Source organism: Glycocaulis sp. (genome assembly GCF_050485565.1).
Classification (GTDB): Bacteria; Pseudomonadota; Alphaproteobacteria; order Caulobacterales; family Maricaulaceae; genus Glycocaulis.
The window spans coordinates 32068-52793 of record NZ_JBJHBQ010000015.1 but is presented as its reverse complement, the minus strand read 5'-3'; the positions used below and the strand labels follow the sequence as shown (position 1 = coordinate 52793).

Annotated in this window: 23 protein-coding genes; 18 read left to right on the top strand and 5 right to left on the bottom strand. The window is 63.0% G+C overall.

The window, feature by feature from the left end; genetic code table 11:
- Positions 1-515, top strand: a 515-nt coding sequence (locus ACQ5ID_RS13600; protein WP_429912972.1) for an MBL fold metallo-hydrolase, incomplete at its 5' end; no start/stop codon positions are given.
- A gap of 3 nt (positions 516-518) precedes the next feature.
- On the opposite strand, the gene xth is transcribed toward ACQ5ID_RS13600, so the two are convergent.
- The 4 genes from xth to ACQ5ID_RS13580 all read right to left on the bottom strand — a co-directional run bounded on the left by xth (position 519) and on the right by ACQ5ID_RS13580 (position 5550).
- Positions 519-1328, bottom strand: a complete 810-nt coding sequence (xth, locus tag ACQ5ID_RS13595) for an exodeoxyribonuclease III (RefSeq protein WP_429912971.1) — start codon at positions 1326-1328, stop codon at positions 519-521.
- Between the two features lie 27 nt (positions 1329-1355).
- Complete coding sequence (locus ACQ5ID_RS13590; protein WP_429912970.1) at positions 1356-1970, bottom strand: hypothetical protein; 615 nt, start codon at positions 1968-1970, stop codon at positions 1356-1358.
- A gap of 327 nt (positions 1971-2297) precedes the next feature.
- Positions 2298-4394, bottom strand: a complete 2097-nt coding sequence (locus ACQ5ID_RS13585) for a putative bifunctional diguanylate cyclase/phosphodiesterase (protein WP_429912969.1) — start codon at positions 4392-4394, stop codon at positions 2298-2300.
- Positions 4395-4539: 145 nt separating this feature from the next.
- Positions 4540-5550 carry an adenosine kinase gene (locus ACQ5ID_RS13580; protein WP_429912968.1) on the bottom strand — a complete coding sequence of 337 codons (1011 nt, stop codon included), beginning with the start codon at positions 5548-5550 and terminating at the stop codon, positions 4540-4542.
- A 165-nt stretch (positions 5551-5715) separates the two neighbouring features.
- Here ACQ5ID_RS13580 and ACQ5ID_RS13575 point away from each other — a divergent pair, with 165 nt between their 5' ends.
- Positions 5716-6612 (top strand): ATP-grasp domain-containing protein, encoded by an 897-nt coding sequence (locus ACQ5ID_RS13575; protein ID WP_429912967.1) that lies wholly within the window; start codon positions 5716-5718, stop codon positions 6610-6612.
- On the opposite strand, the gene ACQ5ID_RS13570 is transcribed toward ACQ5ID_RS13575, so the two are convergent.
- On the bottom strand, positions 6609-7196 hold the full coding sequence (locus ACQ5ID_RS13570) for a hypothetical protein (RefSeq protein WP_429912966.1): 588 nt from the start codon (positions 7194-7196) through the stop codon (positions 6609-6611). The genes ACQ5ID_RS13575 and ACQ5ID_RS13570 overlap by 4 nt on opposite strands.
- Positions 7197-7251: 55 nt before the next feature.
- Between ACQ5ID_RS13570 and ACQ5ID_RS13565 the strand changes: the two genes are divergently transcribed.
- From ACQ5ID_RS13565 to ACQ5ID_RS13490, 16 genes are all read left to right on the top strand, one after another.
- The gene (locus ACQ5ID_RS13565) at positions 7252-7725 is read left to right on the top strand and encodes a universal stress protein (protein WP_429912965.1); all 474 of its coding nucleotides are present in this window, start codon (positions 7252-7254) and stop codon (positions 7723-7725) included.
- A gap of 51 nt (positions 7726-7776) precedes the next feature.
- Positions 7777-8769, top strand: coding sequence for a hypothetical protein (locus ACQ5ID_RS13560; protein WP_429912964.1), 993 nt, complete (start codon positions 7777-7779; stop codon positions 8767-8769).
- Positions 8770-8894: 125 nt separating this feature from the next.
- Positions 8895-9455, top strand: coding sequence for a NifU family protein (locus tag ACQ5ID_RS13555; protein ID WP_429912963.1), 561 nt, complete (start codon positions 8895-8897; stop codon positions 9453-9455).
- A gap of 131 nt (positions 9456-9586) precedes the next feature.
- Positions 9587-10213: a malonic semialdehyde reductase gene (locus tag ACQ5ID_RS13550; RefSeq protein ID WP_429912962.1), complete on the top strand. Its 627-nt coding sequence runs from the start codon at positions 9587-9589 to the stop codon at positions 10211-10213.
- Between the two features lie 7 nt (positions 10214-10220).
- Entirely contained in the window at positions 10221-10877 is a 657-nt protein-coding gene (tsaB, locus tag ACQ5ID_RS13545) for a tRNA (adenosine(37)-N6)-threonylcarbamoyltransferase complex dimerization subunit type 1 TsaB (RefSeq protein ID WP_429912961.1), read from the top strand.
- On the top strand, positions 10874-11317 hold the full coding sequence (rimI, locus tag ACQ5ID_RS13540) for a ribosomal protein S18-alanine N-acetyltransferase (protein WP_429912960.1): 444 nt from the start codon (positions 10874-10876) through the stop codon (positions 11315-11317). The genes tsaB and rimI overlap by 4 nt, the downstream gene beginning before the upstream one ends.
- 83 nt (positions 11318-11400) lie before the next feature.
- Positions 11401-11823 carry a Fur family transcriptional regulator gene (locus ACQ5ID_RS13535; RefSeq protein WP_429912959.1) on the top strand — a complete coding sequence of 141 codons (423 nt, stop codon included), beginning with the start codon at positions 11401-11403 and terminating at the stop codon, positions 11821-11823.
- Positions 11824-11835: 12 nt separating this feature from the next.
- Positions 11836-13230, top strand: coding sequence for a tRNA (N6-isopentenyl adenosine(37)-C2)-methylthiotransferase MiaB (gene miaB / locus ACQ5ID_RS13530; protein WP_429912958.1), 1395 nt, complete (start codon positions 11836-11838; stop codon positions 13228-13230).
- A complete protein-coding gene (locus tag ACQ5ID_RS13525) occupies positions 13227-14225 on the top strand; it encodes a PhoH family protein (protein ID WP_429912957.1) in 999 nt (332 codons plus the stop codon). The genes miaB and ACQ5ID_RS13525 overlap by 4 nt, the downstream gene beginning before the upstream one ends.
- The gene (ybeY, locus tag ACQ5ID_RS13520; protein WP_429912956.1) at positions 14215-14679 is read left to right on the top strand and encodes an rRNA maturation RNase YbeY; all 465 of its coding nucleotides are present in this window, start codon (positions 14215-14217) and stop codon (positions 14677-14679) included. Before ACQ5ID_RS13525 ends, ybeY begins: the two co-directional genes overlap by 11 nt.
- A 35-nt stretch (positions 14680-14714) precedes the next feature.
- Entirely contained in the window at positions 14715-15587 is an 873-nt protein-coding gene (locus tag ACQ5ID_RS13515) for a hemolysin family protein (protein WP_429912955.1), read from the top strand.
- Entirely contained in the window at positions 15587-17230 is a 1644-nt protein-coding gene (gene lnt, locus ACQ5ID_RS13510; protein WP_429912954.1) for an apolipoprotein N-acyltransferase, read from the top strand. Before ACQ5ID_RS13515 ends, lnt begins: the two co-directional genes overlap by 1 nt.
- A 64-nt stretch (positions 17231-17294) precedes the next feature.
- A complete protein-coding gene (locus ACQ5ID_RS13505) occupies positions 17295-17714 on the top strand; it encodes a helix-turn-helix domain-containing protein (RefSeq protein ID WP_429912953.1) in 420 nt (139 codons plus the stop codon).
- A gap of 73 nt (positions 17715-17787) precedes the next feature.
- Entirely contained in the window at positions 17788-18972 is a 1185-nt protein-coding gene (gene metK / locus ACQ5ID_RS13500; protein WP_429912952.1) for a methionine adenosyltransferase, read from the top strand.
- Positions 18973-18976: 4 nt separating this feature from the next.
- On the top strand, positions 18977-19666 hold the full coding sequence (gene trmB, locus ACQ5ID_RS13495; RefSeq protein ID WP_429912951.1) for a tRNA (guanosine(46)-N7)-methyltransferase TrmB: 690 nt from the start codon (positions 18977-18979) through the stop codon (positions 19664-19666).
- A gap of 220 nt (positions 19667-19886) precedes the next feature.
- The gene (locus ACQ5ID_RS13490; protein ID WP_429912950.1) at positions 19887-20657 is read left to right on the top strand and encodes a Bax inhibitor-1/YccA family protein; all 771 of its coding nucleotides are present in this window, start codon (positions 19887-19889) and stop codon (positions 20655-20657) included.
- Positions 20658-20726 lie beyond the last annotated feature (69 nt).

Sequence of the window (20726 nt, the reverse complement as noted above, 5' to 3'; positions counted from 1 at the left end):
TCGAGGAGAGTCTGGAGATCGATCTGGGCGGACGGGCCGTACGGCTTGTTCACTTCGGCCCCGGCAATACCAAGGGAGACATCATGCTGCACGTGCCGGATGCACGTTTCATCGCCGCCGGCGACGCTGTGGTCCATCCCACCCCCTACGGCTTTTTCAGCTACCCGGAGAGCTGGGCGCAGGCGCTGCGCCAGTTGCGTCAGATGGATGTTGACCTGATCGTGCCTGGCCATGGCGATATGATGACAGACTGGGCCTATGTCGATCTTCTGATCGAGACCTTGCAGTCCATCGCGGACCAGACCGAGGCGCTGGTGGCCGATGGCCATGATCTTGACGGCGTGCGCGAGCATTTCGACTGGAGCGCGCTGGAGCCGCGCTTTACCGGCGGGGACCCGTTCTGGGCAGGCCGGTTCGATGTCTGGTTCAAACGCCCGATCCTGGAAGCCGCCTGGCGCCTTGCCACCGGCCTCGACAATGAGGAGCTCGTTCCACACGAGCACGGAGTGGACTAGGGCCTACCCCAGCTTCAGCGTTACCGGCACATGGTCTGAGGGTTTTTCCCAATCGCGGGCTTCATCCCAGATGGTAAAGCCCTCGCGGCCATGGGCCGTGGCCGCTGCCTGCAGGGAGGGTGAGACCCAGATATGGTCGAGGCGGCGGCCGCGATTGGATTTGCGCCAGTCGCGGTTGCGATAGCTCCACCAGGTGTAGATCTTTTCCGGCTCGGCAATCAGCTCGCGCGCAACATCGAGATAGCCCGCCCTGTTACGCGCGAGCTCCAGCCCTTCGGTCTCCACCGGCGTGTGCGAGATGACCTTCAAGAGCTGTTTGTGCGACCAGACGTCGTGCTCGCGCGGGGCAATGTTGAGATCGCCCACCAGCACCACATCGCCGCCCTTTTGACCGCGCTTTTCCAGATACGCGCCAAAGCGGTCCAGAAAATCGAGCTTGTGGGCAAAGCGCGGATTGATCTCCACGTCCGGCTCGTCGCCGCCAGCGGGGATGTAGTAATTCTGGAATTCCACACCGTCGACGCGCACGACATGGTGGCGCGCCTCGCCCTTGGGGCAGACCGAACAGTCTTCGAGCACGTCCAGGGGTGCACGCGAGACGGTGGCCACGCCGTGCACGCCCTTCTGGCCGGTCACATGGAAATGCGGATAGCCCATATCCTTGAAGGCCTTGGCCGGAAACTGGTCTTCCATGCACTTGATTTCCTGCAGGCACATCACGTCAGGCTTTGCCATCGAGGCGAAACGCGCGATCTGGTCGATGCGCAGGCGGACCGAGTTGATATTCCAGGTGGCAAGGGTCAGGGCGGCCATCATCGCTCCTTCAGACAGGCAAGAGGTCTAGAGAATATTGTAGGTGGATCCGGCAACGCCGACCGGCCAGCGCCCGCGCACATAAAGCCGCCAGCGGGCCAGGAAGGGGTGGGTGGGCACATCGTCCTCGGCTTCGGCGAGCAGCACCAGCACCGCGCCATTGGCCGCCTGGATCAGCCCGCCCGCGGCAATGTTGACCACGCTCTCATCATACATGTCGTCCATCGCGGCAGCGGCCTCGGCGGCTTCGCGGGCCAGCTCGCCGACAGAGGATGCCACCAGCGTCAGCGCGGCTTCGAGACCCTCCGGGTCGAGGCGTTCGAGCGCCCGCTCGACGAGACCTGCGCGCAGCATCTCCTCGGCTTCCCAGGCAAGCGGATCGGTGTCGAGCGCCTCGGCGGCAATCGCCGCCTCCTCCCAGCTGCCCAGCGGCGCAGGGTCGGCGTCGGGAAAGCCCAGCCCGTCAAGATAGGCACGGGCCAGCGTTGTCTCGCGGGTGTCCAGTCTTTCGCCGAGCCGGGAGAAAAAGGCCGGGTCGGCAATACTTTCTGCAAACGCACGCGCCTTGTAGAGGAGGGGTATCTCCTCGAGCAGGCGGGCGATCACATCATCGCTGGAATCGGGGGAGTCAGACGGAGCCATGTCTGCTGTCTAGCGCGCTGGCGAATGCCCGAACAGGGCGGAACGGCAAAAACTATGGCGCCCGATGGTGAGGGGACCATCGGGCGCCGATCGGGACCGCGTGACTGCCACATGCTGCGCCGGGAGGGGATCAACCGGAGCTGGCCTGACCCTGGACGGATTGCGGGGGACGACGCCGTGCCAGAGTGAGCGGGTCAGAGTGCTTGCGGCCCGCACGTGTATTTATGCCACAAGTGGTGGCGCTTGTTCAATTAAATTGTAGAAAGGTGTTGCGCGTTGCGAATTCGCCACAGTTTTTCTGTGCGCCAGACAGGCCGTTCCAGGCCATCAGGCGCTGGCGCGCTGTGCCCTGGATTTCTCGTCATCGGCATACTGGACAAGGTCGCACAGCGGCATCGGGCGGGCGAACAGATAGCCCTGCGCAAGGGTCGCGCCCTGTTCACGCAGGAAGGCCAGCTGCTCGCTGGTCTCCACGCCTTCGGCCACCGTCTGGAGCTTCAGGGCTCTGGCCATGGCCAGAATGGTCTCCACCACGATGCGCGCGTGAGGGTCTTTTGACATGTCGCGCACAAAGCTCTGATCGATCTTGAAGACGTCGAACGGCATGCGCGTCAGGTAGGACAGGCTGGAATGGCCGGTGCCGAAATCGTCAATGGCAAAGCCGACACCGCGGGCGCGCAGCGGCTCGATCTGCTCGAGCACGCGCTCCGGCTGGCGCATGGCCACCGACTCGGTGAGTTCCAGCTCCAGCAGGGAGGCTGGCAGCCCGGTTTCGCGCAAGGTATCGAGCACGCTGTCGGCAAAGCTCTCGTCCTCGAACTGGACAGCCGACACATTGACCGCCACCGGCAGCGCATAGCCGCGCCGGTTCATATCGGCGATTTCGGTGCAGGCGCGGCGCATGACCCAGTCACCGATCTCGCCGATCAGCCCGCATTCCTCGGCCGCCTGGATGAAGGTGCCAGGAGACAGGAGGCCGGCGGTGGGGTGGTTCCAGCGCACCAGCGCTTCGACGCCTGCAATCGAGCCATCCTTGATGGAGATTTTCGGCTGGTAGAAGACGACCAGCTGATCGTCGCGTACCGCCTCGCGCAGCTCGCCTTCCAGCACCAGGCGCTCAAAAGCGGTCTGGTTCATGCTGGATTCGAAGAACTCGTACGCATTGCCGCCCGCGCACTTGGCCGATGCCATGGCAAGGTCGGCGTGGCGCAGCAAGGTTTCAGGATCGCCGCCATCGCGCGGGAAGACCGCCACACCAACCGATGCTCCCAGGAAGACCCGGTGACCGGAAATCTCGAAGGGGCGGCGCACCGCATCAATCACGAGGCGGGCCACACGGGCCGCATCAGCCGGATCACGCAGCGCCGGCAGAAGAATGGTGAACTCATCGCCGCCCAGACGCGCCACCAGTGACGGCTCGGCCCCGTCCTCGCCCTGTGACAGATCCCAGCCACGTGCGGTTTCGCGCAGACGCCGGGCCACAGCCTCCAGCAGGCGGTCGCCCTCACCCAGGCCCAGGGAGTCGTTCACCCGCTTGAACCGGTCGAGGTCCAGGAACAGTACGGCGCCCGCCGTACCATCATCCTCTGCGCGGCGTGTCACGCGCTCGACTTCCTTGCGGAAGCGCTCGCGATTGGGCAGCTCGGTGACCATGTCGACATAGGCGAGACGGTGGATGCGCTTCATCGAGGCGTCGATACGCGCAAACATGCGGTTGAAGGCATTAGCCAGCACTTCGAGCTCATCGCCGGTGCGCACATCGATACGCATGTCCAGCTTGCGCGAGGAGGCAAGGCGGGCCGCCTCGGTGAGCTTGTGGATCGGCCCCAGCGCCGTGCGCACGACATAGGCGACAAGAGGAAGAAAAATGAGCAGCGCCACGAGGCCGACAAGCATCTGGCGTTGGAAAATCTCGGCAGCGGGGCGCGAAACCGCCGCAACCGGCACATCGATCACGACCGCGCCGGCCAGCCGCCCGTGATGCATGACAGGCTGTGCCACGCGGATCAGCTCGCCGACGATCTCGGTGCGGGTATCCACAGAGCCAAGCGCGCCATGCACGAGGGCATCGGTGCTGCGCTCGCCGGGCGCGAACGCCACATTACCAGCGCTGACCAGCACATCGCGGGCCGCATCAACGATATAGGCACCCTGAACGTCGGCGCGTTCCCCGAACGCGCCCAGCCCGGTCGTCAGGCGGCGGGCGTCACGCTGGGAGGTCTGCTCGGCCAGGTTGGACGCCAGCACCTGTGACATCAGCTCGGCATGGGCGAGCGCGGTAAGCCGGTTGTCGTGAGACTTGGACACATAGCCAATGCCGGTCATCACCGATGTTGCGGCAATCAGCACAAATGCGCACAGCACCGTGAATTTCATCACAAGCGAGCGCATCATGCGTGACAGGGCGTGACGAAGCGGAGCCATGTGTCCTCTCGTGACAAGGCCACACGGCTCCGGCTGTCGAACCGGATGGTGCGGCAAGGAGAGGCAGACTTTCAGAGCTTGCTGAAAATCGTGTTAAGCACCCGGATAGACACTATTAACCTGTTGAAACGGCTTGCCGTAATCGCTACGCGGCGGCCGGGATCACGATACCGCGCCGGGCCGCCAGCTCCCCCAGGCTCACCAGCGGACGCGCACCCACATGGGAAATCACTTCCGCCGCGGCCAGCACGCCCAGCCGGCCACAGGTTTCCAGATCGGCCCCGCGCGCCAGTCCCAGCAGGAAGCCGGCCGCAAACAGATCGCCCGCCCCCGTTGTGTCGACCAGCTTCTCGACCGGGTCAGCCGGAACCGCAACGCTCTCTTCGCCCGAGACGATCACCGCTCCCTTTTCCGAACGGGTTATGGCGGCGATGCGTGTCTCGGCGCGGATTTGCGCCAGAGCGGCAGCAAAATCGTCTGTCTGGTAGAGTGATTTCAGCTCTACCTCATTGGCGAACACCACATCGACATGGCCGGCGATCAGCTCGCGAAAGCTCGCCCGGTGGCGGTCAACACAGAACGGGTCGGAGAGGGTGAGCGCGACCTTGCGGCCCGCCTTGCGGGCAATCTGCGCGGCCGCCACGAAAGCCGCCTTGGCTTCATCGCGGTCAAACAGATAACCCTCCAGATAGGTGATCTGCGCATCCGCGATGCGCGCCGCGTCCACATCTTCGCCCGAAAACAGGGTCGAGGCACCCAGGAAGGTATTCATCGAACGCTGCGCATCCGGGGTGACGAGGATAAGGCAGCGCGCGGTAGCCGGGCCACCGGTCAGAGGCGCGGTTGAATAATCCACGCCGATCGCGCGCAGATCGTGGGCGAAAATCTCGCCCAGCTGGTCGTCGGCTACCTTGCCGATATAGGCGCCGCGCCCGCCGAGGCTCGCCACCCCTGCCAGCGTGTTGGCCGCCGACCCGCCAGAGACTTCCTGACCCGGCCCCATCGCGCCATAGATGGCTTTCGCGCGCGCTTCATCGATCAGCGTCATGGCACCCTTCTCGATGCCGTGCTGGCCAAGAAACGCGTCATCTGCGGTGGCGATGACATCAACGATAGCGTTTCCGACGCCGATCACGTCGAAGCGGGTGGAGGCCATGGGTGGTAATCCTTCCGGTTGCGGTGCGGGCGTGGGCTTAACGCCTGCACGGCGCACACTCAAGCCCTCCCCCCTCCAGCCGGACGCGTATGCTACCCGGCCCTTGACGCAAATTGCGGTGACGCTAGAGCCGGATCATCGGCGGAAGGAAGAACGGGAAATCACATGCGCGCCATTGCCTATCTCGTCTCGGCGAACGTGCTTGCGCACCGGCGCGAAGCGCGCAGCGACGCGCACGAGTTTACCGAGCAGTTCGCCGCCATTGATGCGCCCTGCCGGGATGCCGGCTTCACGATGGAGCCGGTCGTCTGGGACGAAGGGTTTGAGCCGGAAGCCTATGCAGGTGTGGTGGTCGGCCCGACCTGGGATTACTGGGACAAGACGGAGCGCTTCCTTCAGGTGCTGTCAGCGGCGAGCGCGGCAGGCCCGCTGCTAAACCCGCTCAATGTCGTGCGCTGGAACATGGACAAGACCTATCTGCGCGATCTGGCAGCACTTGGCGCACCCGTGATCGAGACGGTCTGGACCGATCTGGCCACGCCGGAGACTATCGGAGAGGCTTTCGACACGCTCTCCAGCGATGATCTGGTCATCAAGCCGGTCGTGGGCGCTGGCGCTTGGCGGCAGGCGCGGGTGAGGCGCGGCGAAGCCCTGCCGTCCGCCGATGAGCTGCCCCCCGGCCGGGCGATGATACAGGCTTTCCTGCCCGCCATTCGGGAGGAGGGCGAGTACTCGCTGCTCTTCTTTGGCGGTGAGTTTTCCCACGCGGTCATCAAGCGGGCTGCCAAGGGCGATTACCGCATTCAGGGCATGTATGGCGGGGTGGACACGCCCTATCAGCCCTCGCCTGCCGAGATCGCGCTTGCCCGCCAGTGCCTTGACGCGGCCTGCACCCATTGTGGTGTGGAGACCTTGCTTTATGCGCGCATCGACATGGTACGCGGACAGGAAGGCCATCTGAAACTGATGGAGATCGAGCTGATCGAGCCCTTCTACTATCCGGCGAATGCCGAGCAGTGCGGACCGTTGTTTGCCAAAGGGCTAGGCCGCCTTCTTGGCTAGCCGAACTTCGCCGGATCATAGGGCTTGTCGGACGCAGGACGGAAAATCCACGCCGAATACCCGCCCGTGACCGCCAGGACGAGGCCGATCAGGCCGATAATGATCTGGCCGGCGGTCAACGCCCAGCCTGCCAGCACCATCCCCGCAACACCCACAGCAAGTGCGGGCAGGAAGGCTGTCAGCCGCGCTTTGAGCGGTGCGCCCTCGACATAGGCGACATCCTCGCGATCTTTCAGCGCGCCATGAAGCGCCCGCAGGAAGAGCGCAAACTGGTCAGCCTGATTTTCCCATTTGAGGATGCCGGTGGAGCGCAGGGAGGAGAAACTGATCGTCTTCGCCCCGGCGCTGACCCGGCAGATGATCTGGGCGGGATCTTTCGCGCCAATGCCTGATGGCTCCACGCTCAGGCGCACCTCATCTACCGCCTCGATGGCGATCCGGCGCACCAGCGCGCCTTCTGCGGTTTCCTCCAGCCGGTCGGGCCAGAGCGTGATCTGACGGGAGGGCGAGGCAACTGAGCGGCAATCGTCCAGCCGGTCGAGCGGCTTTGGGGCGGTTGGTGAGGTTTTGCGGGGTCTGGCCATGTAAGGCAGATGACGCCCTCTTGCCGCCGCGTCAAGAAAGCGTCACGGTCGAACCATGGCGAACACGAGAAAATTCCTCCTGATTGGCGATGGCAGCGAAGAGTCCGCCGCCGCCGCCCGCTATGCCGCGCACCGGGCAAACAATACAGGCGGCAAGGTGGCCGTGCTGGCCGTGATCGAGCCGGCCAGCGTGGAGCCGTGGCTGGGTGTAGGCGAAACCATGCGCCGCGAGGCGATGGAGGAGGCCGAGGCGGCGCTGGAAAGCCTGGCCGAAGACATTGAAGGCGTGACCGGTGAGCGGCCCGAACTGCTGGTGCGCGAAGGCGAGGCGATACACTGCATCCGCAAGCTGATCGAGGAGGATGAGAGCATTTCCATCCTGGTGCTCGGCTCTGCCGTGAAGGGTGACGGCCCCGGCCCGCTTGTCACCTCGCTATCGCGCGGGCGCGGCCTGTTTGGCGAGCGCGCCATCCCCGTCACCGTGGTGCCGGGCGATCTCTCCGAGGAAACGATAAAGGCATTGACCTAAGCTCATCGGCCATACAACTTAAATATGAATTTAGTTTGTGGGCGGATTATTATGGCAGAATCTACGCAAAAGACTTGCTTCGTCATCTCTCCAATAGGAGAAGAAGGGTCTGAGACCCGAAAAAGAGCCGATCAAGTATTAAAGCATATTATTAAGCCAGCCCTGCTGGAATGTGGTTACCACGCTGAGCGAGCTGATGAAATCGACAAGCCCGGCCTCATTACCAGTCAAGTAATAACACGCGTGGTGAACGATCCACTTGTAATCGCTGACTTAACCGAGACCAACCCCAATGTATTCTACGAACTTGCTATCAGACACGCAATAAAACGACCGCTAATACAATTAATACAGAAGGGGGAGCAAATCCCCTTTGATGTCGCCGGCACTAGAACCATACATATTGACCATCGGGATTTGGACGCCGCTTCCGTCGCACGAGATTCGATAAAAAAACAAGTTCAAGCGCTTGAAGCCGATCCAACAGATATCGAAACGCCAATTTCTTTGGCACTCGACATACAAAGCTTGCGCCAATCGGACAACCCAGACGACCGAAACATTGCCGATCTAATCGAAGCTATGACATCCCTTCGCTCGACAGTACTCAAGATTGGAGAAAACACTGTAGGTCGGGACGATATAATAAATATTGTAGAGCGAATGGTAAATTCGGATCTATACAGAAAGAAAGGCATCGGCCAACAGTCCCGCGATTCATTTCATCATTTTGAACGAACTCTTTCATCTATCATGCATGCTGAAGAGGATTGGGACGGCGCTCCGATGGCATTACTTGTTATCGCCTCGGCGCTCCGAGACGATTTACCGTGGCTCGCAGATACGTTTACCGAAGCTTACCGGCAACTTGTCTATGGAACGTCACGTCAAGCTCAGCAAGCGATCCAGCAAATTGAACGCGTCATTCGTTCGAAGGAATTTAACCGCCTCGAGAACCACCCTGTCCTGTCTAGGTACCCAATTTACCCTCTAGTGGAGCGCATGTTGATGCATGTGAGTGCGCAGGCGCGTCGTTCTTCCTAGCGCCCATCTGTGCCATGACCAGCAACCCTGATGCCTGCAGGGTTGAACGCGGACGCGTTCAGGGCCAAGTGAGGGGCTGAACCCGGCACAGCCCTGCCCCGGCTTTTAAAAAGGCCCGACCCGTCATGTTTATCCAGACCGAAACCACCCCCAATCCCGATACGCTGAAATTCCTGCCCGGTCAGGAGATTGCGCCAGAGACCCCGCGCGACTTTGCCACGCCCGAAGAGGCGCAATCCTCGCTGCTGGCGCGCGAACTGTTCGCCGTTGAAGGCGTGGTGCGCGTGTTTGCCGGGTCCGATTTCGTCTCGGTGACCAAGGGGGAGGGCGTCGAATGGGTCCATATCAAGCCTGCCGTGCTGGGCGCGATCATGGATGTGCTGCAATCGGGCAAGCCGCTCTTTTCCGGCTCCGGCGAAGAGGCCGAAACCGTCTATGAGGGCGAGACAGCGGCCATCGTGAAGGAAATCCGCGAGGTCATCGATACGCGTGTGCGCCCGGCCGTGGCGCAGGATGGCGGCGATATCGTGTTTCACGCCTACGACGAGACAACCGGCATTGTCAGCCTGCATATGCGCGGCGCCTGCGCGGGCTGCCCGTCCTCGACCATGACGCTGAAAAGCGGGATCGAGAACCTGCTCAAACACTACGTGCCGGAGGTTCTGGGCGTCGAAGCGGTCGTCTAGGCGCGTTGACGGTCACAAGCGTTTTTCCCGCCCGGCGATGGTGCCGGGCGAAATCGCAACCTATTTCTCCGGGCGACGTTCCGTTTTGACGGAACCCGTCGGCCACACTCTTGAAGAAAGGGACCAGAGCAATGAGCGAACTGGTACTGGAAGACCGCCACAAGACCCTGCCCGACCACGCGCTGGACCAGATTTTCCGTGGCGCGCGCACCTTCTACACCTGGGAGGACAAGGATGTGTCGGACACGACGATCCAGGCGCTCTATGACCTTCTCAAATACGGCCCGACCAGCGCCAACAACTCGCCCGCGCGTTTTGTTTTCCTCAAAGGCGCGGCCAAGGAACGGCTCAAACCCTTCCTGATCCCGTCCAATGTCGACAAGACGATGAGTGCGCCGGTCACGGCCATCGTGGCGTGGGACTGGGAGTTTCACCAGAAAGTGCCGGAGCTCTTCCCGCATGATCCCGGGGCCAAGGAATGGTTTGCCTCCGACGATGCGCGCAAGGCCAATGGCGTGCGCAATGGCACGCTGCAGGGCGCCTATCTGATCCTTGCCGCCCGCGCGCTGGGCCTTGATTGCGGCCCGATGAGCGGGTTCGACAACGCCAAGGTGGATGAGGAGTTTTTCGCGTCCGACCCGAAAATGAAGCACTGGCGCTCGAACTTCCTGGTCAATATCGGCTATGGAACGGAGGAAAAGCTCTTCCCGCGCCTGCCGCGCCTCGCCTTTGACGAGGCTGCGCGCATTCTGAAATAGGCCCTTCATGGCAACCAATCCCGCCAATCGCCCGGTACTGGTCATCGACACGACCGGGCGATGGTGCGCGGCTGCGCTGCAGCTGGCCGATGGCCGGATCATCCAGCGCGATGAGGCGATGGAGCGCGGACAGGCCGAAAGGCTGGCGCCGCTGGTGGGCCAACTGCTTGATGAGGCTGGTATGATGCCGGGCGAACTCTGGCGCATCGGCGTAGCCACCGGACCGGGCAGCTTTGTCGGCACGCGCGCCGGCACCGCCTTTGCCCGCGGGCTGGCGCTGGCGAGCGGCGCGCAGGCGGTCGGCATTTCCAGCCTGGCGGCGATGGCAAACGAAACCGACCCTGAAAGCCGCGCGGCGGTGTTTGCCGTCCATGATGCCCGGCGCAGCGAGCTGGTCTGGCAGGTGTTCAGCCGCGGCGCTGCGAAGGGCGAGCCGGTTCGCAGCGATGTGAATACTGCCCGTGAAGCCTTTGCCGCCAGCGGCGCGGCCCACCTTGCCGGGTCTGGTGCACAGCTTCTCGACCCGTCCTCGCCATGGGCAGATCATCCGCCTCTGACGGCCCTGCTGGCGCTGACGCGTGAAGCAGACGGCCAAGCGCCTCTGCCAAGCCCGCATTATGCCCGCCCGCCGGATGCGGCGCTGCCGGGCGGCATCATCCCGTGAGTGTGGATATTCTTGCTGCCGGGCCGGAGAGCAGCGAACTGCTCGCCGCCCTGCACGCAAAAGCCTTTGATGGCGGGGAGGTCTGGGACGGACCCGCCTTTGCCAGCCTGCTGGCGGGGCCGGGCATGGATGCGCTGCTGGCGGCCAGAGGCGGCACGCCGCTCGGCTTCATCCTGATGCGCACGATAGCCGATGAGGCAGAGATGCTCACCCTGGCCGTCCTGCCATCGGCTCGCCGGGCTGGCGCTGGCCAGATGCTGGTCAAAGTTGGACTGGAAGCGGCGCGGAGGCGCGGCGCGGCAAACGCCTTCCTGGAGGTGTCGGTGAGCAATATCGCCGCTATCGCGCTCTACCGCGCGACAGGGTGGCAGGAGACAGGGCGGCGGGCGCGCTATTATCTCGACGGTTCAGATGCGCTGATTATGTCGTGCAGCCTGTAGCAGGAATGGACAGATTTGGCCTGCAGGGCTAAGGACAGGGTGTAATGGCCTTGCGCAGACGAGCGCTTCATGGAGGCTGACCCATGTCAGATCGCATTGAACAGATATGCATCGAAAAAGGTCTGCGCATGACCGATCAGCGCCGCGTGATCGCGCGCGTCCTGTCGGAAGCTGAAGATCATCCCGACGCCGAGGAAGTCCATCGCCGCGCCGCCAGCGTGGACAACCGCATCTCGCTGGCCACCGTCTACCGCACTGTGCGCCTGTTTGAGGATGCCGGGATTATCGAGCGCCATGATTTCCGCGACGGGCGCTCACGCTATGAGGAAGCGACCGAGGATCATCACGACCACCTGATCGATCTGAAATCGGGCGATATCGTCGAGTTCTATGACGAAGAGATCGAGAAGATGAAGGAAGCTATCGCGCGCCGCCTCGGCTACAAGCTCGTCGATCACCGGCTGGAGCTTTACGCGGTGAAACTCAAAGACGGCGAAAAAGGATAATCGCCTCTGCCCATGACCGCCAAACAGACTGAAACGACAGCCCGCAAGCGCCTCTTCATCCGCACCTATGGGTGCCAGATGAATGTGTATGATTCAGAGCGCATGCGCGATCTGCTGGTCCCGCTCGGCTATGAGCCGGCGGACGCGCCAGAGGGCGCCGATCTCGTCATCCTCAATACCTGCCATATCCGCGAGAAGGCCGCCGAGAAGGTCTATTCCGAGCTGGGGCGGCTAAAGCCGCTGAAAGCCGAGAAGGAAGCCGCTGGCGGGCAGATGACCGTAACGGTGGCTGGCTGCGTGGCGCAGGCCGAGGGCGCGGAAATCCAGCGCCGCGCGCCGGTCGTCGATCTGGTCGTCGGCCCTCAGACCTATCACCGCCTGCCCGAACTGATCGCGCGCGTACACCGCGAGCGCGGCGAGGCGCTGGATACCGAGTTCGAGGTCGAGGAGAAGTTCGACGCGCTGGCTGTCCCGAAGCGTCATGTCGAGGGTTTCAGCGCCTTCGTGACGGTGCAGGAGGGCTGCGACAAGTTCTGCTCCTTCTGCGTGGTGCCCTATACGCGCGGCGCGGAGTATTCGAGGCCCGCCGCCCAGATCACCGCAGAAGTGCGCGCGCTGGCGGCCCAAGGCGTGCGCGAGATCACCCTGCTGGGCCAGAACGTCAACGCCTATTCGGGCGAGGCACCTGCAGGCGAGGAGGCAGGCGGGCGCTGGGGGCTGGCCCGGCTGATCCGGCATCTGGCCATGATTGGCGGGATTGACCGCATCCGCTTCACCACCTCCCACCCGAACGACATGGATGAGGATTTGCTTGAGGCTTTCGCATCGGAAGAAAAACTGATGCCCTATCTGCACCTGCCGGTGCAGGCAGGCTCTGACCGCATATTGAAAGCCATGAACCGCAAGCACACGGCGGGAGAGTACATCGCCCTCATCGAACGGCTGCGCACGCTGCGCCCGGATATCGCCCTCTCCGGAGATTTCATTGTCGGCTTCCCCGGCGAGCAGGAAAGCGATTTTGCCGATACGATGAAGCTGGTCGAGACGGTCGGGTATGCGTCTGCCTTCTCGTTCAAGTATTCGCGCCGTCCCGGCACGCCGGGCGCGGCCATGGCAGGGCAGGTCGATGAAGCGGTGATGACCGAGCGTCTCGCCCGGCTTCAGGCCCTGCTGGATGCCCAGCAGCAGAGTTTCAACGCGTCCATGGTGGGCAAGCGCCTGCCGGTGCTCTTCGAGCGCGAGGGGCGCAATCCCGGCCAGCTGGGCGGGCGCAGCCCCTATCTGCAGGCCGTTCATTGTGACGGCCCCAAGGCGCTGATCGGCCAGATCGCCATGGTGGAGATCGTCTCTGCCTCGAAGAATGCGCTGGGCGCTCGTCTGCTGCATGGGGAGAGCTGCGCCGCGTGAGCCGGACCCCTCGCCCCAAACGCGCCGGGCGCGCGCCTGCCGAGACGCTGCATTTCGATGAAGCGGCCCATGTGCGCGCACTGGCAGGTCCCGGCCATGCCAATCTGATCGCGCTGGAGACTGAGCTTGGCGTGCATGTCGAAGCGCCCGGCGGCGGTCAGCTTTTGCTGTCTGGCGGGGAAAAGCGCGCACGCACCGATGCGGCCCGCGTGATCCATTCGCTGTATGCGCGCGTGGAATCCGGCCTTGTCATTGACCCTGAAACCGTGCGCGCGGCCTGCCGGATGGACGACACACCGGTCAGCGCCGGTGAGGAAACCATTATCCGTGTGCCACGCGGGGTGAGCTTTGCCGCCCGCACCAATGGTCAGGCAGACTATGTGCGCGCACTGAAAGACGAGACGCGCTACGACATGATTTTCGGGGTTGGCCCCGCCGGTACCGGCAAGACCCTGCTCGCAGTGGCGTGGGGCGCGGCCAAGCTGGCGCGCGGAGAGATTGACCGGCTTATCATCACGCGCCCGGCTGTGGAGGCCGGTGAACGGCTGGGCTTCCTGCCCGGTGATCTCAACGAGAAGATCGACCCTTATCTCCTGCCGATCTGGGACTCTTTGCGCGATGCGCTGACCCAGAAAGTGGTCGACAAGATGCGCGAGGAGCGCCGCATAGAGGTGGCGCCGCTCGCCTTCATGCGCGGACGCACGCTCAACCGGGCCTTCATTGTCTGCGATGAAGCCCAGAACACCACCCGTGCGCAGATGCGCATGATGTTGACCCGGCTGGGTCAGGGCTCTCGCATGGCCGTCACGGGCGATCCCTCGCAGGTCGATCTGGGCCCGCGCGAGCCGTCGGGTCTTGCGGATGCGCTGGGCATATTGGGCAATGTACCGCGCATTGCGGTCACGCGCTTTACCCGCGCTGATGTGGTCCGCCATGATCTGGTGGGCATGATCGTGGATGCCTATGAGCAGGCGGACAAGACACATGGTGGATGAACCGGCCGCCGAGATCGTGATCGAGCACGAAGGCTGGCAGATGGTCGCCGGGCTGGAGGCGCGCTGCCTTGAGGCGGTCGCGGCCGCCCTGTCGCTGATTGACGGGGCGCGGCCCGGTCCGGCCGTGATCCTGTTTACCGGCGACGGCGAGCTGCAATCACTGAACCAGCGTTTCCGGGGCAAGGACAGCCCGACCAATGTATTGTCCTTCCCGGCACCGGAATCAGAGCACTATCCCGGCGATGTCGCCCTTGCCTTTGAGACCTGTCAGGGCGAAGCCAACGCCCGCGCCATTGCGCTTGTGGATCATGCAGCCCATCTTGCGGTGCACGGCGTTCTTCATCTTAACGGTTTTGACCATAAGGAAGAGGCCGAGGCAGAACAGATGGAGGCAGTGGAGATCGCGGCCCTTGCCCGGCTGGGCATCGCGAATCCCTATAAAGAACGCATATGAGCGTGATGAGCGACGACCCGCCAAGACGAAGTCTCATGGCCCGGCTGAAAGGCGCGATACACCGGCGCCCCGTCCCAGAACTTGCCAACGGTCCTGGCACCGAGACGCAAGAGACGGGCGGAAACCAGACGGGCCAGACTGGCGAGCGGGAACTATCCTTCAACGTAAACGCGCTCGATGCGCTGCGCGTGGCCGATGTGATGGTGCCGCGCGCCGACATCGTGGCCATGGACATTGATGCTCCGCTCGGTGATGCCGCGCGCCTGTTCGCCGACGCCTCCCATTCGCGCCTGCCGGTCTATCGCGAAACCCTCGACGATCCGGTCGGCGTGGTTCACATCAAGGATCTGATTGCCCATCTCGCCGGCAGTCCTGACGGGCAGCGCCCCGAAGACTGGGCGGCGGCAAAAATCCTGCCGCAGGTGCGCCGTCCACTGCTCTATGTGCCGCCTTCAATGCGCGCGGCTGACCTGCTGGTGCGGATGAAGTCGCGCCGCATGCATATGGCGCTGGTCGTTGACGAGTTTGGCGGCACGGACGGGCTGGTAACGCTTGAAGACCTGCTCGAACCGATTGTTGGCGAGATTGATGACGAGCATGACGAGGCCGAAGGCCCGCTGATCCGGCTGCGCGGACCCAATGTGTGGGAAGCCGATGCACGCACATCGCTTGATGAGCTGGCCGAGGCGCTTGGCCGTCCGGTGGCCACCGAAGACGAGATCGAGGATGTCGATACGCTGGGCGGGCTGGTCTTCATGCTGACGGGGCGGGTGCCTGAACGCGGCGAGGTGATCGCCCACTCCACCGGGCTGGAGTTCGAGATTCTCGATTCCGATCCGCGGCGCATCCGCCGGGTACGTATCCGTTCGCGCAAGGACGGCGCGGGAGACGCCGCGAACCTGCAATAATGCGTATCCCTGATCTGGCCCGCCGCGGCATATATATCAGCGTGGCGCTGCTTGACTGGTGGCAGACTGCGCGCGGTTGGCAAGCCGGGCTTGGCCTGTTTGCGCTCGGCCTTGTCTCCACGCTGGCCCATGCGCCCTTCCATTCTGCGCCCGCCCTGATTTTAGGTCTTGTCCTGCTGGTCCTCTCTCTGGACGCCGCACGGGGGCGGGAGCGGAGTTTACGGGCTGGTTTCTGGCGCGGCTGGACATTTGCCGCCGGTTATTTCCTGGGCAGCACCTGGTGGGTCGCCAATGCCTTCCTGGTCAGCGCCGAGGAACATGCCTGGCTGATCTGGGCACCTTTGACCCTGCTGCCGGGCGGGCTGGCCCTGTTCTGGGGGCTGGCCGCCAGTCTCTACACCCGCTTTGCCCCGGATGGCCCGATGCGTATCGGCGTGTTCGCCGTGCTGTTCACCCTCGTGGAGTTTGCCCGCTCCGTACTGTTCTCCGGTTTTCCGTGGAATTTGCCCGGCCATGTCTTTGAAGCGGGCACGCCCATCAGCCAGATGGCGAGCCTCATTGGCGCGCTGGGGCTTTCCGCCTTCGTGCTCTTCGCCTTTGCCAGCCCGGCGGCCCTGTCCGGGCGCGGTCACTGGCTGGTGCGCGCCATGCCGCTGGCCCTGAGCACGGTGATGCTGGCCGGAATGTGGGGCTGGGGCAGCGCGCGCCTCGCCGGAGCTGATGACAGCCTCACTGATACGCGCCTGCGCATCGTGCAGGTCAATGTCGACCAGCGTGAAAAGCGCTACGCCAACCGGCTGGCCATTCTCCAGACCTATCTCCACCTGACCATGCAGCCCGGCCTTGAGGATGTGGACGCGGTGATCTGGCCGGAGGGCGCCATTCCTACCGTGATGCTGGAAGACAGCGCGGTTTTGATGCGCATTGAAAACACGCTGCCCGAAGGCACACGCCTGTGGAGCGGGGTGACGCGCCGGGAGCGCTTCCCCGAAGGCGAGCTTTACTACAACTCGCTCGCCGCCTTGCAGATATCGCAGGACGCAAGCGCCGTTGAAGCCATTTATGACAAGGTGCGTCTGGTGCCTTTTGGCGAAGGCAATCCGGTTCAGATGATTACCGGGCTTTTCGGCTTCACCACCCTGGCAATGAACGCGCCCTACTACACACCCGGGCCGGGGCCGCAAACTCTCTCTATTGCCGGGCTGCCCGATTTCGCGCCGCTGATCTGCTATGAGGTGATCTTCGCGCGCTTTGCACCGCGCGGGGACAACCGGCCAGCCTTCCTGCTCAATATTTCCAACGATGCGTGGTATGGAAATTCGGCTGGCCCCCGCCAGCATCTCAATCAGGCGCGCTACCGGGCAATTGAGGAAGGCTTGCCCATGGTTCGCTCGGCATCGCTGGGAGCATCCGGACTGATTGATCCTTACGGCCGGGCAGTCCGGTTAACTGATCCGCAAATGAACGAAACGCTTGACATAAACCTGCCTTCGGCGCTCCAACCAGTGGCATACGCGGTTCATGGAAACTCTCTATGGATTGCAGGCGGGCTTATATTACTTGGAGCCCTGCAACTTGCCGTTTTCATTGCCTCTGCCCGAAACCAGAGACAGCAACACCTGAGATTGTTTTCGCTTCGATAGTGAAACTCACTGTGGTATTGTTATCAAGGACATGTGGGCTTTGCTTGCTCAAGGATAGTTTTTCATGGCCCCCAATCCGCGAGAACCCAACCCGATCGACCGTCATGTCGGTTCACGCGTCCGGCTGCGCCGGCAGATGATGGAAATGAGCCAGGAGAAGCTTGGCGAAGAGCTCGGCGTCACCTTCCAGCAGGTGCAAAAGTACGAGCGCGGGGCCAATCGCATTGGTGCCGGACGGCTCTGGCATCTGGCGCGCGTCCTCGAAGTGCCGGTCTCCTTCTTCTACGATGGTGCCACCAGCACGGCGCAGCAGCCCACCGGATTTGCCGAAGGCGACCAGACGCCGATCGTCAATGACTTCCTGCAATCGCCCGACGGCGTGGCGCTGGCACAGGCTTTTTCCAAGATCACCGACCCGAAAGTGCGCCGCCGTGTACTCGAGCTTGTCCGCTCGCTGGCCGACAGCGATCAGGCCGGCGAATAAGGCGGGTACACACTTCCCCGCTTGCGTTCGCGGCCCAGATGGTCTTTAAGCCCGCATATAAAGGAAGCTTTATATGAGGTCATTTGTGGCGCGTTCATCCTATATCTTTACCAGCGAGAGTGTTTCGGAGGGGCATCCTGACAAGGTATGCGACCGTATCTCCGACACGATTGTTGACCTCTATCTTGCCAGCGACCCGGTTGCGCGTGTGGCGTGCGAAACGCTGACCACGACCAACCGGATTGTTCTGGCTGGCGAGGTGCGCAGCGCCAATGACATCTCCGGTGACGAGATCGAGGCCGCCGTGCGCGCAGCGGTGAAGGATATCGGCTACGAGCAGGACGGCTTCCACTGGGAAACGGCCGAGTTCTCCAACTATCTTCACGAACAATCCGCCGACATCGCCGCCGGTGTGGATGAAGGCACAGGCTCCTACACCGAGGAAGGCGCGGGCGATCAGGGCATCATGTTCGGCTTTGCCACCGACGAGACGCCCGAACTGATGCCGGCGCCCATCCTCTACTCCCACCAGATCCTCAAAGAGATGGCCCGCCTTCGTAAAACCGGCGCGGTCAAGCAGTTCGAGCCGGACGCCAAATCACAGGTTTCCCTGCGCTATGAGAATGGCCAGCCGGTGGGCGTGACGTCGGTAGTTGTCTCCACCCAGCACACCGCCTCCACCTCTCTTGATGAGGTGCGCGAGCTGGTGCGCCCGGTTGTGAAATCGGTGCTGCCCGAGGGCTGGTTCCCGCCAGAGGACGAGTTCTACGTGAACCCGACCGGCAAGTTCGTCATTGGCGGACCGGATGGCGATGCCGGCCTGACGGGCCGCAAGATCATCGTGGACACCTATGGCGGGGCCGCGCCCCATGGCGGCGGCGCGTTCTCCGGCAAGGACCCGACCAAGGTGGACCGCTCGGCGGCCTATGCGGCGCGCTATCTGGCCAAGAATGTCGTGGCTGCGGGTCTGGCGCGCAAATGCACCATCCAGCTCGCCTATGCCATCGGTGTGGCCAAGCCTCTGGCAGTCTATGTCGATCTGCACGGCACCGGGCAGATCGATGAAGCCAGGCTGGAAAGCGCCCTGCCGCAGCTGATGAATCTGTCGCCGCGCGGCATCCGCACCCATCTCCAGCTGAACAAACCCATCTATGCGCGCACGGCGGCCTATGGCCATTTCGGCCGCACGCCGGACGCTGATGGCGGCTTCTCCTGGGAGAAGACCGATCTTGTAGACCAGCTCAAGGGCCTTGCCTGACGCCATGAGCGAGGAAAAGCCCGCCTCCTCCCGGCGCCTTTACGGGCGGGCCAAGGGCCATGCCCTGTCGGCACGCCAGCAGCATCTGGTCGATACGATGCTGCCGGGGCTTAGCTGGGCCGATGAGGGCGCGGTTGATCCGCAGACCCTGCTGCCGGGCTTTGCCTCCCACGTGCTGGAGATCGGGTTTGGTGCGTCCGAGCATCTGATCGGACAGGCTGCACGCGCATCCGATACCGGCTTTATCGGGATCGAGCCCTTCCTCAACGGCGTGGCCAAGGCGCTGACCGGCATTGAGGAGCAGGGCCTTGCAAATGTACGCGTGAAGCGCGCCGATGCGCGTGATGAGATCGAACGCATGCCCGATGCGAGCTTTGACCGGGTCTTTCTGCTCTTTCCTGATCCGTGGCCGAAAAAGCGCCACGCCTTCCGGCGCTTCGTGCAGGCAGACACGGCGGCCCAGCTCTCGCGCATCCTGAAACCGGGCGGACGGCTGAGAGTGGCCACCGATGTGCGCGTCTATGCCGACTGGGCGCTGCCGCTATTGCTGGAGGTGCCGGAGCTTCAATGGACGGCCGCCCGCGCTGATGACTGGCGTGTCGCGCCGTCCGATCACATCACGACGCGCTACCAGTCCAAGCATCTCGGTGACATTGATCCGGTCTTCATGGATTTCGAGCGCCACGCCGCCTGACACAGTTTCTCTTGAAGCTCAGCCCATCCGGGCTTCGCTCCTCGCATAGGCTCGGGCGGGCGGTCGCCCTTGCGGCGCTGAGCGCCGGGGCCGCCTGACGCAGCTTGTCAGACCGGTTTCCCTTGAAACACACGCCCTTCCGCCTGATATATAGCTGCAAGCGTGGGTGCCTTCGCACCCGTCCGCTTCTCCTTGTTGCAATGAGGTTAGTGAGACACCCATGAACCAGTTTTCCAGACCCGCCTATGGCGCAGGCACGCTCGACACATCTGTCGATGCCGGGCTTCGCAGCTTCATGCTGGGCGTCTACAACAAGATGGCCCTTGGCCTTCTTGTGTCAGGCGCGCTGGCCTTCCTGATCGGCAGTGCGGCCATTCCGGCCCTGACACAGGCCGTGCTGACCCCGCCGCTGATCTTCATCGTCCAGTTCGGCCCCATCGCGCTCCTGTTCGGCTCGATGTTCTTCATGCGTAACCCGTCCCCCATCGGATCGGCCGTGCTCTACTGGGCCATTGTCGCGCTGATCGGTTCGGGCCTGTCCATCTGGGTGGCGCTCGCCCTGTCGGGCGTTACCGGAGAAACCATGTCGGGCACGACGCTGAACATCAGCTTCGGTACCATCGCGCAGGCCTTTGCCATCACGGCAGCGGCCTTCCTGGGCCTGTCGCTCTATGGCTACACCACGAAGACGAACCTGCAGCCCTTGCGCGTCTTCCTCTTCATGGGTGTGCTGGGCGTGCTCGCCATCGGCATCATCAACAGCTTCTTCATCCAGTCGAGCGGCATGGAAATGATTATCCAGCTGGCCGTGCTGGTGCTGATGGCAGGCGTGACCGCCTGGCAGACGCAAAGCCTGAAGCTGACCTATGCCAGCATTGCAGGCGACCAGCGCTCCATGGCCGTGATGACCAATTACGGCGCGCTGAACCTCTACATCGCCTTCGTGAACATGTTCCAGGTCATGCTGATGCTGCTGGGCAATCGCGACTAGGCTTCAAACGCCTTTCGAACATGAAAGCGCCCCGGTCATCTGGCCGGGGCGTTTTTTGTTGCCGAACTG

What these genes read in the sequence shown, in the direction of transcription:
- xth (WP_429912971.1), bottom strand. Translation starts at nt 1,328, where the DNA reads ATGGCCGCCCTGACCCTTGCCACCTGGAATATCAACTCGGTCCGCCTG.
- ACQ5ID_RS13590 (WP_429912970.1), bottom strand. Translation starts at nt 1,970, where the DNA reads ATGGCTCCGTCTGACTCCCCCGATTCCAGCGATGATGTGATCGCCCGC.
- ACQ5ID_RS13585 (WP_429912969.1), bottom strand. Translation starts at nt 4,394, where the DNA reads ATGGCTCCGCTTCGTCACGCCCTGTCACGCATGATGCGCTCGCTTGTG.
- ACQ5ID_RS13580 (WP_429912968.1), bottom strand. Translation starts at nt 5,550, where the DNA reads ATGGCCTCCACCCGCTTCGACGTGATCGGCGTCGGAAACGCTATCGTT.
- ACQ5ID_RS13575 (WP_429912967.1), top strand. Translation starts at nt 5,716, where the DNA reads ATGCGCGCCATTGCCTATCTCGTCTCGGCGAACGTGCTTGCGCACCGG.
- ACQ5ID_RS13570 (WP_429912966.1), bottom strand. Translation starts at nt 7,196, where the DNA reads ATGGCCAGACCCCGCAAAACCTCACCAACCGCCCCAAAGCCGCTCGAC.
- ACQ5ID_RS13565 (WP_429912965.1), top strand. Translation starts at nt 7,252, where the DNA reads ATGGCGAACACGAGAAAATTCCTCCTGATTGGCGATGGCAGCGAAGAG.
- ACQ5ID_RS13560 (WP_429912964.1), top strand. Translation starts at nt 7,777, where the DNA reads ATGGCAGAATCTACGCAAAAGACTTGCTTCGTCATCTCTCCAATAGGA.
- ACQ5ID_RS13555 (WP_429912963.1), top strand. Translation starts at nt 8,895, where the DNA reads ATGTTTATCCAGACCGAAACCACCCCCAATCCCGATACGCTGAAATTC.
- ACQ5ID_RS13550 (WP_429912962.1), top strand. Translation starts at nt 9,587, where the DNA reads ATGAGCGAACTGGTACTGGAAGACCGCCACAAGACCCTGCCCGACCAC.
- tsaB (WP_429912961.1), top strand. Translation starts at nt 10,221, where the DNA reads ATGGCAACCAATCCCGCCAATCGCCCGGTACTGGTCATCGACACGACC.
- ACQ5ID_RS13535 (WP_429912959.1), top strand. Translation starts at nt 11,401, where the DNA reads ATGTCAGATCGCATTGAACAGATATGCATCGAAAAAGGTCTGCGCATG.
- miaB (WP_429912958.1), top strand. Translation starts at nt 11,836, where the DNA reads ATGACCGCCAAACAGACTGAAACGACAGCCCGCAAGCGCCTCTTCATC.
- ybeY (WP_429912956.1), top strand. Translation starts at nt 14,215, where the DNA reads ATGGTGGATGAACCGGCCGCCGAGATCGTGATCGAGCACGAAGGCTGG.
- ACQ5ID_RS13515 (WP_429912955.1), top strand. Translation starts at nt 14,715, where the DNA reads ATGGCCCGGCTGAAAGGCGCGATACACCGGCGCCCCGTCCCAGAACTT.
- lnt (WP_429912954.1), top strand. Translation starts at nt 15,587, where the DNA reads ATGCGTATCCCTGATCTGGCCCGCCGCGGCATATATATCAGCGTGGCG.
- ACQ5ID_RS13505 (WP_429912953.1), top strand. Translation starts at nt 17,295, where the DNA reads ATGGCCCCCAATCCGCGAGAACCCAACCCGATCGACCGTCATGTCGGT.
- metK (WP_429912952.1), top strand. Translation starts at nt 17,788, where the DNA reads ATGAGGTCATTTGTGGCGCGTTCATCCTATATCTTTACCAGCGAGAGT.
- trmB (WP_429912951.1), top strand. Translation starts at nt 18,977, where the DNA reads ATGAGCGAGGAAAAGCCCGCCTCCTCCCGGCGCCTTTACGGGCGGGCC.
- ACQ5ID_RS13490 (WP_429912950.1), top strand. Translation starts at nt 19,887, where the DNA reads ATGAACCAGTTTTCCAGACCCGCCTATGGCGCAGGCACGCTCGACACA.